The organism is Mesorhizobium australafricanum (assembly GCF_033977265.1).
GTDB classification, from domain to species: Bacteria; Pseudomonadota; Alphaproteobacteria; order Rhizobiales; family Rhizobiaceae; genus Mesorhizobium; species Mesorhizobium australafricanum.
Genome location: NZ_JAVIIT010000001.1, coordinates 565,076 through 577,577, shown reverse-complemented (window position 1 = coordinate 577,577; position 12,502 = coordinate 565,076). Strand labels below are relative to the sequence as shown.

At 63.5% G+C, this 12,502-nt stretch carries 15 protein-coding genes; 7 read left to right on the top strand and 8 right to left on the bottom strand.

Annotated elements, in window-relative coordinates; genetic code table 11:
* Nucleotides 1-32: 32 nt before the first annotated feature.
* The 5 genes from purL to RFM98_RS02785 all read left to right on the top strand — a co-directional run bounded on the left by purL (nt 33) and on the right by RFM98_RS02785 (nt 5,110).
* Nucleotides 33-2,264, top strand: coding sequence for a phosphoribosylformylglycinamidine synthase subunit PurL (purL, locus tag RFM98_RS02805; protein WP_320307400.1), 2,232 nt, complete (start codon nt 33-35; stop codon nt 2,262-2,264).
* A gap of 98 nt (nt 2,265-2,362) precedes the next feature.
* Nucleotides 2,363-2,890 (top strand): hypothetical protein, encoded by a 528-nt coding sequence (locus RFM98_RS02800; protein WP_320307399.1) that lies wholly within the window; start codon nt 2,363-2,365, stop codon nt 2,888-2,890.
* A 98-nt stretch (nt 2,891-2,988) separates the two neighbouring features.
* Nucleotides 2,989-3,222 (top strand): BolA/IbaG family iron-sulfur metabolism protein, encoded by a 234-nt coding sequence (locus tag RFM98_RS02795; RefSeq protein ID WP_320213573.1) that lies wholly within the window; start codon nt 2,989-2,991, stop codon nt 3,220-3,222.
* A 149-nt stretch (nt 3,223-3,371) separates the two neighbouring features.
* Complete coding sequence (grxD, locus tag RFM98_RS02790) at nt 3,372-3,707, top strand: Grx4 family monothiol glutaredoxin (protein ID WP_059185116.1); 336 nt, start codon at nt 3,372-3,374, stop codon at nt 3,705-3,707.
* A gap of 242 nt (nt 3,708-3,949) precedes the next feature.
* The gene (locus RFM98_RS02785) at nt 3,950-5,110 is read left to right on the top strand and encodes a multidrug effflux MFS transporter (RefSeq protein WP_430682240.1); all 1,161 of its coding nucleotides are present in this window, start codon (nt 3,950-3,952) and stop codon (nt 5,108-5,110) included.
* A 14-nt stretch (nt 5,111-5,124) separates the two neighbouring features.
* On the opposite strand, the gene RFM98_RS02780 is transcribed toward RFM98_RS02785, so the two are convergent.
* The 3 genes from RFM98_RS02780 to rpsD form a co-directional block, all read right to left on the bottom strand.
* Nucleotides 5,125-5,952 carry an inositol monophosphatase family protein gene (locus RFM98_RS02780; RefSeq protein WP_320307397.1) on the bottom strand — a complete coding sequence of 276 codons (828 nt, stop codon included), beginning with the start codon at nt 5,950-5,952 and terminating at the stop codon, nt 5,125-5,127.
* A complete protein-coding gene (gene ttcA, locus RFM98_RS02775) occupies nt 5,942-6,826 on the bottom strand; it encodes a tRNA 2-thiocytidine(32) synthetase TtcA (RefSeq protein ID WP_320307543.1) in 885 nt (294 codons plus the stop codon). The genes RFM98_RS02780 and ttcA overlap by 11 nt, the downstream gene beginning before the upstream one ends.
* A 109-nt stretch (nt 6,827-6,935) precedes the next feature.
* A complete protein-coding gene (gene rpsD / locus RFM98_RS02770) occupies nt 6,936-7,553 on the bottom strand; it encodes a 30S ribosomal protein S4 (RefSeq protein ID WP_320307396.1) in 618 nt (205 codons plus the stop codon).
* 373 nt (nt 7,554-7,926) lie between these two features.
* Here rpsD and RFM98_RS02765 point away from each other — a divergent pair, with 373 nt between their 5' ends.
* A complete protein-coding gene (locus RFM98_RS02765; RefSeq protein ID WP_320307395.1) occupies nt 7,927-8,127 on the top strand; it encodes a hypothetical protein in 201 nt (66 codons plus the stop codon).
* A 74-nt stretch (nt 8,128-8,201) separates the two neighbouring features.
* Here RFM98_RS02765 and RFM98_RS02760 read toward each other — a convergent pair whose 3' ends face one another.
* A complete protein-coding gene (locus tag RFM98_RS02760; protein ID WP_320213593.1) occupies nt 8,202-8,384 on the bottom strand; it encodes a DUF3008 family protein in 183 nt (60 codons plus the stop codon).
* A gap of 145 nt (nt 8,385-8,529) precedes the next feature.
* Between RFM98_RS02760 and RFM98_RS02755 the strand changes: the two genes are divergently transcribed.
* A complete protein-coding gene (locus RFM98_RS02755) occupies nt 8,530-9,915 on the top strand; it encodes an RNB domain-containing ribonuclease (RefSeq protein WP_320307394.1) in 1,386 nt (461 codons plus the stop codon).
* Here the strand turns inward: RFM98_RS02755 and murI are convergent, their stop codons facing one another.
* The 4 genes from murI to RFM98_RS02735 form a co-directional block, all read right to left on the bottom strand.
* Nucleotides 9,916-10,716, bottom strand: a complete 801-nt coding sequence (gene murI, locus RFM98_RS02750; protein ID WP_320307393.1) for a glutamate racemase — start codon at nt 10,714-10,716, stop codon at nt 9,916-9,918. It lies immediately after the preceding gene.
* Nucleotides 10,717-10,718: 2 nt separating this feature from the next.
* Entirely contained in the window at nt 10,719-10,871 is a 153-nt protein-coding gene (locus RFM98_RS02745; RefSeq protein ID WP_320307392.1) for a hypothetical protein, read from the bottom strand.
* Nucleotides 10,872-10,948: 77 nt separating this feature from the next.
* On the bottom strand, nt 10,949-11,548 hold the full coding sequence (locus RFM98_RS02740) for a hypothetical protein (RefSeq protein WP_320307391.1): 600 nt from the start codon (nt 11,546-11,548) through the stop codon (nt 10,949-10,951).
* A gap of 81 nt (nt 11,549-11,629) precedes the next feature.
* Nucleotides 11,630-12,478 carry an RNA methyltransferase gene (locus RFM98_RS02735; protein ID WP_320307390.1) on the bottom strand — a complete coding sequence of 283 codons (849 nt, stop codon included), beginning with the start codon at nt 12,476-12,478 and terminating at the stop codon, nt 11,630-11,632.
* Between the last annotated feature and the right edge of the window lie 24 nt (nt 12,479-12,502).

Below are 12,502 nucleotides of genomic sequence, written 5' to 3'. Positions count from 1 at the left end.
TCCCCCTCTCCCACGGACAAAAATCGCTGCTCATGACCATTTCCAATTCCGTGCCGATCACCCCTGAGCTCGTCGCCGCGCATGGGCTGAAGCCCGACGAATACCAGCGCATCCTCGATCTGGTCGGCCGCGAGCCAAGCTTCACCGAGCTCGGCATTTTCTCGGCGATGTGGAACGAGCACTGCTCCTATAAATCTTCCAAGAAATGGCTGCGCACGCTGCCGACGAGCGGCCCGCAGGTGATCCAGGGTCCCGGCGAGAATGCCGGTGTGGTCGACATCGGCGATGGCGACTGCGTGGTCTTCAAGATGGAGAGCCACAACCACCCTTCCTATATCGAGCCGTATCAGGGCGCGGCGACCGGCGTCGGCGGCATCCTGCGCGACGTCTTCACCATGGGTGCACGGCCGGTTGCGGCGATGAACGCGCTGCGCTTCGGGGCGCCTGACCATCCCAAGACCCGCCATCTGGTTGCCGGCGTGGTTTCGGGCGTCGGTGGCTACGGCAATTCCTTCGGCGTTCCGACCGTCGGCGGCGAGGTGAATTTCGACGCGCGCTATAACGGCAACATCCTGGTCAACGCCTTCGCGGCGGGCCTCGCCAAGACCAATGCCATCTTCCTGTCGCAGGCCAAGGGCGTCGGCCTGCCGGTCGTCTATCTCGGCGCCAAGACCGGACGCGACGGCGTCGGCGGCGCCACCATGGCTTCGGCCGAGTTCGACGACAAGATCGAGGAAAAGCGGCCGACCGTGCAGGTTGGCGACCCTTTCACCGAAAAATGCCTGCTGGAAGCCTGCCTCGAGCTGATGGCGTCGGGCGCCGTCATCGCCATTCAGGACATGGGTGCGGCCGGCCTCACCTGCTCGGCGGTCGAGATGGGCGCCAAGGGCGACCTCGGCATCGAGCTCGATCTCGACAAGGTGCCGGTGCGCGAGGAGCGCATGAGCGCCTATGAGATGATGCTGTCGGAAAGCCAGGAGCGCATGCTGATGGTGCTGCGCCCCGAGAAGGAAGAGGAAGCCGAGGCGATCTTCCGCAAATGGGGGCTCGACTTCGCCGTCGTCGGCAAGACCACCGACGACCTGCGCTTCCGCATCATCCATCAGGGCGACGAGGTCGCCAATCTGCCGATCAAGGAACTGGGCGACCAGGCGCCGGAATATGACCGCCCCTGGGTCGAGGCGAAGAAACCCGCGCCGCTCGCCGCAAACGATGCACCGAAGGCCGATGTCGCCGACGCGCTGCTCAAACTGCTCGGCGGACCGGACCTCTCCTCGCGCCGCTGGGTGTGGGAGCAGTACGACACGCTGATCCAGGGCAATTCGCTGCAGCTTCCCGGCGGCGACGCCGGCGTGGTGCGCGTCGAGGGTCACCCGACAAAGGCGCTGGCCTTCTCCTCCGACGTCACGCCGCGCTACTGCGAGGCCGACCCTTACGAAGGCGGCAAGCAGGCGGTGGCCGAATGCTGGCGCAACCTGACCGCCACCGGCGCCTTGCCGCTCGCCGCCACCGACAACCTCAATTTCGGCAATCCGGAACGGCCCGAGATCATGGGCCAGTTCGTCGGCGCCATTAAGGGCATCGGCGATGCCTGCCGCGCGCTCGGCTTCCCGATCGTCTCCGGCAATGTCTCGCTCTACAACGAAACCAATGGCCGCGGCATCCTGCCCACGCCGACCATCGGCGGCGTCGGCCTCATCGCCGACTGGTCGAAAATGGCGCGCATCGGCTTTGCCGCCGAGGGCCAGATGATCGTGCTGGTCGGCGCGCCGGCGAGCTGGGGCAGCCATCTCGGCCAGTCCGTCTATATGCGCGACATCCATGGCCGCGCCGACGGTCCGCCGCCGCCGGTCGACCTCGACCATGAGAAGCGGGTCGGCGACCATGTGCGCTCGTTGATCGCTTCCGGCATCGTGACATCAGCCCACGACGTCTCCGACGGCGGCCTAGCCGTGGCGCTCGCCGAAATGGCGATGGCGTCAGGCATCGGCGCCACCATTCCCGGCCTCACCGGCACCGAGCCTATCCCGGTCTGGTTCGGCGAGGATCAGGGCCGTTATCTGCTGACGCTGTCGATCGACCCGCAAAGCGACGAATGGGACAGGATCCGCGAAGAGCAGGGCATGCTCGGCATCTTCGCGCCCTGGATCGGCACCACCGGCGGGCGTGAATTGAAGCTCGGCGAGGCACGGCCAATCCCGGTCGGCGAGTTGACCGCCACCCATGAAGGCTGGTTCCCGCGCTTCATGGATCAGGCCAGTTGACGAGGCCAGAAGCATGTCTCCCGAAAGTGAGCAGCGGTTTCGGGAATAAGACATGCTTAAAATAGAAGACCTAAAGCATGCCGCATAAATCCTTTTTTATGCGACATGCTTTAACCGCCAAGGCGCTGGTTGCAGTCGTCTTCTGGCCGTCGCTGTTCTTCTTCTGGTTTCTCGGACCGTTCGTCTTGTTCCTGCTGTCGACGACCTCGAGCGAGGTCTGTCCGCGGCTGGAAACCCGCGCCGAGTTCCTGGCGGCGGCCAACGGCACGCTACCGATGCTCATCGTGCAGACGCTGATCTACGTGGTTCCGATCGTCTGCCTGGTGCTGTGGAACAGGCTTTCTCCGGAGCCGGCGCGGGCAACGCACATTGCGACTTGCATCAAGCTCTTTGCCGTCGCCACGGTGATCGGGGCAGTTTGGGATTATGGCTCGTCCTTGACCTGCGACGGCTACGGTCAGGCCTTCTTCTCAACCGCATGGCAGATGACGAGCTACCTTCCCATCGTCAGCCTGTTGATCAACATCCCGCTCTACGTGCTGGTCTTCAGCCTCGGCCGCGCCTATTCAACGCGCGATGACATCACCGAAGACGGCGTGGTTCGCTCCGAGCAGGATAAGCCTTAGGCTTCAATCCCGGCTGGAAAGGCTTTAGGCTCATCCGAGTCACACCATATATGCCCGCTTAAAACAGGATATATGCCCGCTTAAAACAGGATTTTGCCATGGCAATGGATGCCCACGACATCGAAAAACTGATCAAGGAAGGCATTCCGGACGCCAGGGTGACGATCCGCGATCTGGCCGGCGACGGCGACCATTATGCGGCCGAAGTGGTGGCGGAAAGCTTTCGGGGCAAGAGCCGTGTGCAGCAGCACCAGATGGTCTATGACGCGCTGAAGGGCAATATGGGCGGCGTGCTGCATGCGCTGGCGCTTCAGACCAGCGTCCCGGACTGAGGCCTGCCGCCCCCGGGCTTGGCCCAACTCGGCCCATTCCTTGCGCCATTCCAAGGCCGGCGCGGCTAACGTCTTGTTTCAGCCAACCTATGGGTTTATTTGAGGGACATGCTTCGAGCCTGACTCCCACAGGCGTGAAAGGATAGTCCATGACCGGCATCAACGACTACATCGACAATGAAGTGAAGAGCAACGACGTCGTGCTCTTCATGAAGGGCACGCCCGGCTTCCCGCAATGCGGGTTCTCGGGCCAGGTGGTGCAGATCCTCGATTACATCGGGGCCGACTACAAAGGCGTCAACGTGCTCGACTCGGCCGAACTGCGCCAGGGCATCAAGGACTATTCCAACTGGCCGACCATCCCGCAGCTCTATGTGAAGGGCGAATTCGTCGGCGGTTGCGACATCGTGCGCGAAATGTTCCAGGCCGGCGAGTTGCAGGACTTCCTGGTCGAAAAGGGCGTCAGCGTCAAAGGCGCCGCCTGATTCAATCTTTGCTCGCCGGCGCGGAGGCCAGCCCTCCGACCGGCAAGCATAGCCCGGGGCTGCCCCCACCTCGGCAATTTATAGACCCGAATTTCGGGAATGAGACGAACCAGCGCCGGCCAGCCGGCGCTTGTTCGTTTGAAAGATCGGACTTTGCCGTGGACAAGCAGGTAGAAGCGTCGCAACGGGCAAGCAGCTTGCCTATTCCGCGCTGGGAATTCATCGCGCTTTGCGCAGCGCTCATGGCACTCAATTCGCTGGCCATCGACATCATGCTGCCGGCGCTGCAGCAGATCGGCGCCTCGCTCGGCGTCGAAAACGAAAACCACCGCCAATACGTCATCACTGCCTACATTCTCGGCTTCGGCACCGGACAGCTTTTCTTCGGGCCGATCTCGGATCGTTTCGGCCGCCGCGCGCCGCTGGTCGCCGGTCTGATCATCTATGTCGCGGCGGTTGCCGCCGCCGCTGTCGCACCCACCTTTGCCATCCTGCTCGCCTGCCGTGTCGTGCAGGGCATCGGCGCCGCCGCGACGCGCGTCATCGCCGTCTCGATCGTGCGCGATACGTTCGATGGCCGGCGCATGGCCGAGGTGATGTCGCTGATCTTCATGGTGTTCATGGCGATCCCGGTCGTCGCGCCCGGCATCGGCCAGTTCATCATGCTGTTCGCCACATGGCACTGGATCTTCGTCACCATGGCCATCGGCGCGCTGATCGTCTCGGCATGGTCGCTGCTGCGCCTGCCGGAAACGCTGCATCCGGAATACCGCCGGCCATTGACCGTCAACGCGATCGTCGGCGGCTTCCGCATCGTGCTCACCAACCGCGTCGCGGTCTGCTATGCGTTCGCCAGCACCTTCATCTTCGGGGCCATGTTCGGCTTCATCAATTCGGCCCAGCAGATCTATCTCGAGGTCTTCCATGTCGGCGAACTGTTCCCGCTGATCTTCGCCGGCGTCGCCGGCGTGCTCGCCTTCTCGAACTTCCTCAACGCTAGGCTTGTCGGGCGGGTCGGCATGCGCCGCCTGTCGCAAAGCGCGCTGCTGCTGTTCCTCGCCATCAGCCTGATATGGCTCGTCGTCTCGCTGGAGATGCAGATGCCGCTCTGGCTGTTCATCGCCTTCTTTGCCGGCGCGATGGTGCCGTTCGGCTGCCTCGGCGCGAATTTCAATGCCCTTGCCATGGAACCGCTCGGCGCGCTCGCGGGCACCGCGTCGTCCATCCTCGGCTTCATGCAGACCTTTCTCGGTGGCATCCTCGGCACGCTGATCGGCCAGGCCTACAACGGCACGGTGACGCCGCTTGCCGCCGGCTTCTGCAGCGTCTCGGTCGCTGCTTTGCTGATGATCCTGGTCGCCGAGGGCGGACGGCTGTTCCAGCCACACAACCCGCCGGTCTGAGGCGACAGCTCGGATCAGTCCGCCCAGAGCTCGCGGCGCAACTCGTCCCAGCTATGCTTGTCCGGTGCCACGAGCAGGCCGCCATCGACATGCGACGGCAAATAGGCGCTGCCGTCGATGCGCGCCGCATGCCCGCCTGCTTCGTGATGGATCAGCGCGCCGGCCAGATGATCCCAGGGCATCAGCTTGTTGTAGAGGACGAAATGCGCGTGGCCGCCGGCCAGCAGCCGGTATTCATGCGCCGCGCAACGATAGGCAAATTGCGACAGCGTCTTGGTCTGGTTGCGGGGGAGCCGCGAGCGCTCAGGCTCATTGAGAAACTGCCAGGAAACGGAGCCGGTCATCTGCGACATAGGCACCGGTGCGGCAACGCCGACCTTCTCCAGCGCGCCATGCGCATGGCGGATATGGCTGCCGGCGCCTTTGGCGCCAATCAGCCAGTCCTTGCCGACCGGATCGTGGATGATGCCGGCGACGGTCTCGCCGTTGACGACGACGGCAGCCATGACGCCGAACAGCGGCACGCCGGAGGCGAAGTTGAAGGTGCCGTCGACCGGATCGATGACGAAGGCAAGCGCGGCATCGCCCAGGCCTGCAAGCAGCGCCGGATTGTCGGAACAAGCTTCCTCGCCGACCACCATGGCATCGGGATAGCGCTCGCGCAGTCGGGCGGTGATCAGGCGCTCGGCGTTGACATCCGCCTCGGTGACGAGGTCGGCGGCGGACGTCTTCTGGCGGACGTCGCCCTCGCCCAGCCGGCGGAAGCGCGGCATGATTTCGGCCCTGGCCGCTTCGGCGAGAAGCTCGGCCAGCCAGTCGATCGCCTGATCGTCAAATCTCATCGGAAATGTCTTGTCCTGGGTTTGCGTCGAGCCCGGCGAAGTCGAACAGCTTTCTGTCCAACAGATGCGAGGGCCGGACATTGGTCATGGCGCGGATCATCGTGTCCTTGCGGCCCGGCATGCGCTTCTCGATGTCGTCGAGCATCGCCTTCATGGCGTTGCGCTGCAGCCCTTCCTGGCTGCCGCAGAGGTCGCAGGGGATGATCGGGAATTTCATCGCGTTGGCGAATTTTTCCAGATCCGCCTCGGCGTTATAGGCAAGCGGCCGCAGCACCATGACGTCGCCCTCGTCGTTGAGAAGCTTGGGCGGCATGGCGGCGAGACGGCCGCCGTGGAACAGGTTCATGAAGAAGGTCTCGAGGATATCCTCGCGGTGGTGGCCAAGCACCAGCGCGGAACACCCCTCCTCCCGCGCGATGCGGTAAAGATGGCCGCGCCGCAGCCGCGAGCAGAGCGAGCAATAGGTGCTGCCCTCGGGTAATTTGTCGGTCACCACCGAATAGGTGTCCTGATATTCGATGCGGTGCGCGATGCCGTTGGCGTTAAGATAGTCGGGCAGGATGTGTTTCGGGAAATTCGGCTGGCCCTGGTCGAGGTTGCAGGCGAGCAGTTCGACCGGCAGCAGGCCGCGCCATTTGAGATCGAGCAGCAGCGCGAGCAGGCCGTAGGAATCCTTGCCGCCGGAAAGCGCCACCAGCCAGCGTTCGCCGGGCCTCACCATGGCGAAATCCTCGATCGCCTGGCGCGTCAATCTGAGCAGCCGCTTGCGCAGCTTGTTGAACTCGACCGAGGACGGCACGTGGCGGAACAGCGGATGGAAGCCGCCTTCGGCATCATCGTCGATCGGCTCAAGGGTTTTGAGGTCTGGCAGCATATTCATGGCGCCGGCTCCACATTGTCAGCGCTCGGCTTAACGGACTTGGCCAACAAAGAAAAGGCCGCCCCGAGAGGCGGCCCTGGATGTTGCAGCTGATTGATATCGATCAGCGCGAGTAGAATTCGACGACCAGGTTCGGTTCCATCTGCACGGCGAACGGAACGTCCGACAGGCCGGGAACGCGAGCGAAAGTCGCGGTCATCTTGTTGTGGTCGGCTTCGATGTAGTCCGGCACGTCGCGCTCGGCGAGACCGACCGATTCCAGCACGATCACGAGCTGCTTCGACTTCTCGCGCACCTCGATCATGTCGCCCGGCTTGCAGCGATACGAGCCGATGTTGACGCGCTTGCCGTTGACGTTGACATGGCCGTGGTTGACGAACTGGCGGGCGGCGAAAATGGTCGGCACGAACTTGGCGCGATAGACGACCGCGTCGAGACGCGACTCGAGCAGGCCGATCAGGTTCTCGGAGGTGTCGCCCTTGCGGCGGTCGGCCTCCTCATAGACCTTGCGGAACTGCTTTTCCGAAACGTCGCCATAGTGACCCTTCAGCTTCTGCTTGGCGCGCAGCTGCAGGCCGAAGTCGGAAAGCTTGCCCTTGCGGCGCTGGCCGTGCTGGCCGGGGCCGTATTCACGCTTGTTGACCGGGGACTTCGGGCGGCCCCAGATGTTTTCGCCAAGACGGCGGTCGATCTTGTATTTCGCGGATTCGCGCTTGCTCATCGCATTCCCTTTCAAAACATTATACCCGAAACCCCATGGCTCCGGGCGAAGGAAACGCGCCCTCCTCTGGCCTCCGTTTTCGAGACCTGACAGGGCTTTCCACGCAAAGCGACGGAAAACCCACGGGACACGTCAAAAGAAACCACCGGGCGTCGCCACCCGGTGTTGGTGGGCCTGTTAAACACAGATTTAACCGCTGTCAAGCTTGTGGCTGGTGGCGCCAAGGGCAACCCTATACCATTCCTGCGTTGCATGCGGTGCTGGATGTGGCGGAAAGTTGCACGCCGGCGGCATCACGGCGGATGCGGCCACCTTGGCCGCAAGCCCGCCCGATACTTGATCAAGGGACTGGAGCAGAGGAGTCCGAGTTCCCATGAAGAAGTTCTTCCTTACCTTGACGGGAGCCGCCGTGTTGGCGGGGTCCATGGCGGTCATGACGCCGGAGCCGGCAATGGCCAGGCATTGGCACGGGCACAAGCAGGTGTGCCGCGTCGTGGTGAAGAAAAGGGTCGTATGGCGGCATGGCCACCGTCACGTCGTGCGCTACAAGACACGGCACTGCTGGTGGCGCTGACAAACGGCCGCTTGAGCCAATCGAGATAGAGCCCGCGGCCAGCACCGCGGGCTTTTTTCGTTCGATCTTGCGATCTATGACTTCTTGCTGGGCAGATCCTTGCGCTTGGTCTCGGCAAACTCCTCAAGCTGCTTCTCGCTCATCGAGTCATACATTTCGCGCGAAGCGCCTTTGAGTTTGCTCTTCTTGGTCTCGCCGCGTTTGGCGGAAAGTGCCGCGCCGGCGGCTTTTTGCTGGGCTTGCGATGTGGCGGGCATGGTGGTTTCTCCTTTGCTGTCAAGAGAAACGCCGCGCTTCGGCGGCAGTTCCAGCGTCAGCGGCTCAGTCCCTCGCAAGCCTGCGGCCTTGGCGATTTTCGTTGGCAGCCTTCCCGTGTCCGGGACGCCAGTGTAGGACGGCGGCATGAAATCGCTGACCGATCCCTCACAAGCACTCTCCACCGGCCTCGCGAAAATCCGCACCGAATTCCACGTGCCGGATGGATTTCCAACTGACGTAATGGCCGCGGCGGAGACAGCGGCAAAGCGGGTGCCCGACCAGCATGCCGACCGGACTGCGGTGCCCTTCGTCACGCTCGATCCGGCGAGCTCGACCGATCTTGACCAGGCGTTCTCGATCGAGGCGAGCGGCGGCGATCTTCTCTTGCATTATGCCATTGCCGACGTGGCCTGGTTCGTCGAGGACGGCGACGCGGTCGATCTCGAAGCCTGGAACCGGGGCGAAACGCTTTACCTGCCGGACGGCAAGGCCGGGCTCTACCCGCCGGTGCTTGCCGAGGGCGCAGCAAGCTTGTTGCCCGATGGACCGCGTCCGGCGGTCGTCTTCACGGTTCGGGTCGCCGAGGACGGTGCGGTGAAATTGGACGGCGTGGAGCGGGCAATCATTAAAAGCCGCGCGAAGCTCGCCTATGACAGCGTGCAGGTCTCCGACGTTCCGGCCGGCTTCGCGGAACTGGCGCGGCGCATGGCGACAAATGAAGAGCGTCGCGGCGCTTCGCGCGTCGACCCGCCCGAGCAGGAGGTTGAAAAGCTCGCTGACGGCACATTCCGGCTTTCGTTCAGGCCGCTGCTGCAATCCGAGCAGGACAATGCAGCACTTTCGCTGGCGGCCAATATGGCGATTGCCGACGCCATGCTGGCGCACAAGACCGGGCTGTTCCGGGTTATGTCCGGGCCGGAGGCCTCCAAGGTGCAAAGACTGCGCAACGCGGCACAGGCGCTCGGCCTGTCCTGGCCGGCCTCCACCGGCCTACGCGACTATCAGCGCACGCTCGATCCGGCCGATCCGAAACAGGCGGCGCTGATGCTGGAAATCCGCCGTGCAGGCAATGGCGCGTCCTACCAGCCTTATGTGGAGGGCGTTGTCCCCTGGCATGAGGCGATGGCCGCGACCTATGCCCACGCCACCGCGCCGCTCAGGCGGCTCGCCGACCGCTACGTCGTGCGCTGCACGCTGGCCATCGCCAACGGCCAGCCCGTGCCACAGGCCGTCAACGACGCGTTCGCCAAATTGCCCAAGGTGATGGGACGCGCGGATGCCCGCGCGTCGCAGATCAACCACGCGGCCATCGACCTTGCCGAGGCGGTGATGCTCAAGGGACATGAGGGTGAGACGTTCAAGGCCGTCGTCACCGACTTTTTCGATCACGGCGTGCGGGTTCAGCTTGCCGACATGCCTGTCGTCGCCAACGTCAAGGCTTCCGGGCTCAGGCAGGGCGACGGCCTGAGCCTAAGGCTGGTCTCGGCAGATCCTGATCAACGCAGCATCGTCTTCGAATCTGCCGCCTAACTAGCGCGCGGTCAGTCCAAAACCCTGGATCAGCCGCCGCGTGGCGAAATCCACCTTGCCCGAGGTGAAGACGGCAAGATCGGGCTCGCTCTCGCCCGATGTCTCTCCGACAGGCTCGAGCAGCGACATGGCGCGCCGCGCGATCGCTTCGGCCGGATCGATCCAGTCGACCGGCCAGGGCGCCGTCTTGCGCATGCGGTTGGCGAGAAACGGATAATGCGTGCAGGCAAGCACGACGATGTCGGTGCGGTTGCCGTCGCGCTCGAGGAAGCAGGGCGCGATTTCGGCGCGCACGGCTTCTTCATCGACGAAACCCTGGCGCATATAGATCTCGGCGAGGCCCGCCAGCCGGTCGCTGCCGACCAGGCGCACATGGCATTTCTGCGCCCATTTGCTGATCAGATCGCGCGTATACTGGCGCTTCACCGTGCCGGGCGTGGCCAGCACGGAGACGAGGCCGGATCGCGTGCGCTCGGCCGCCGGCTTGATCGCCGGCACGGTGCCGACAAACGGATGGCCGGGGAATTTTTCGCGCAGCGCGTCGATCACCAGGGTCGAGGCGGTGTTGCAGGCGATGACCGAAATCGCCGGCTGCAGCCGGTCGAGCAATTTGGCGAACAGCGCAAGAATGTGTTCCTTGAGCGCCGGTTCTTCCCATGCGCCGTAAGGAAACGCCGCGTCGTCGGCGACATAGACGAAGCGGCGATCGGGCATCAGCACACGTGCCTCGCGCAGCACGGTCAGCCCGCCAACGCCGGAATCGAACATCAGGATCGGGCGTTGGCTTGATCGATCGCTCATTTTCATCCGGCCATGACAAGCGTCAGGTCCGTGATTGGACCGACGGCGCTTCTATCGCGAATGATCGTGGTCTTGAAGAGGCGATGCGAGCAGCTTTTGCGCAGTCGCTGGAGCATGATGCCGAAAAGTGTGAAGCGGGTTTCGGACGACATCATGCTCTATCTCCTGGATTTAGAGCCGGAATCAGATTTCAGGTCGAACAGACCTGAAATCATCCGGCTCTAAGGCTCACTCATATGCCGCGCTTGCCGAAGCCGGCCGGGCGCGGCCTGCCGAAGGGCTGCGGCGCGGGCGCTACGCGAGCCGCAGGAGCGGCGGTACGTGAGGTCGCTGGCACAGTGGTGCGTCCGACGTGGGCCGGCGCCGGCAGCGGACCGTCGAACTCGAAAACATCCGTCAATTCATCGATGTTGCTGCCCGCGACAGGTTTTGCCCACAGGATCGTGCACCAGAGGCCGAATATCGAAAGTCCAAGCAGGTTCAGCCCGCCGGGAATGCTCTCGGGATCGCCGAATTTGACGACCAGCAGCACGCCCGCCTGCAGAAGGGCGTAGACGGTGGAAAGGGCGATGTAGGCCCAAAGGATCCAGCGGCGCCCATTGGCGTCGCGGGCGCGGCGCGAGGCAATGTTGCCGCGAAGCGCGACAAAGATGAGGGAAGCGATGAGGGCCGCGCCGGCCATGCCCTGACGCGACGGACCAGGCGCCGAATTGAGCAGTCCCTCGAAGCCGATCGTCCCGACAATGCAGATAACGATCACCACGGTTTCGGCCAGGGTGAGGCCGACAGAGTAAAGAAAAAAGCGCAGTCGACCAATATTGGACGTAAACATGTGCCACCCCCACTATTGCAGCAAGGATGAGGCACAACCGAATAAAATTCGGTTACTTCAAACGTTCACAGCTTACCAATTTTAACTTTCGTCATCTTTGGCGCGACTGCGTGCGGCGGCCGGCAACCGTCTCGGATCGTCCCCTGGCGAGCCATCGCCCCGCGGCATGGCCGGCGAAAACCGGTCGAGCGACGAGATGATGCCGCGCAGCACCTTGAGCTCGGGCTCGGCGAATCCCGCCCTCGTCAGCACGGCGCGCAGATTGTCGACCATTTTCGGTTTCTTTTCCTCCGGGCGGAAGTAGCCGCGCATTTCCAGCGCGTTTTCCAGATAGGCGAACAGGCTGTGCAGTTGCTCCTTGGTCGCCGGCACCAGCTCCGGCCCGGAGAAGTTGGTCTGGGTCTCGTCAGTGAGGCCGGACTTCATCCACTCGTAGGACATGAGCAGTACGGCCTGGGCGATGTTGAGCGAGGAAAAACCGGGATCGACCGGGAAGGTGACGATCTCGTCGGCGAGCCCGACCTCGTCATTATAGAGGCCGAAGCGTTCGCGGCCGAACAGGATACCGGCGCGCTCGCCCGCCTCGACGCGCGCCCTGAGCGCCCTGCCCGCTTCGACCGGCCCGCGCACCGGCTTGAAGCCGTCGCGCTCGCGCGCGGTTGTTGCAAAGACGAAGTTGAGATCGGCGACGGCCGAGGCCAGATCGTCGAAGACCTTGGTGGCGTCGATGACGTGGTCGGCGCGGCTGGCGGCCGCGCGCGCCTTCTCGCTCGGCCAGCCGTCGCGCGGGTTCACGAGCCTGAGTTCGGATAGACCGAAATTTGCCATCGCCCGCGCGACCATGCCGATGTTCTCGCCGAGCTGCGGCTCGACAAGGATGATCGCCGGTCCGGCGGAGACGGTTTTGGTTGTATCTTCGACGGCTGGCATGGTTATGGATAACCGGTGTTTGCG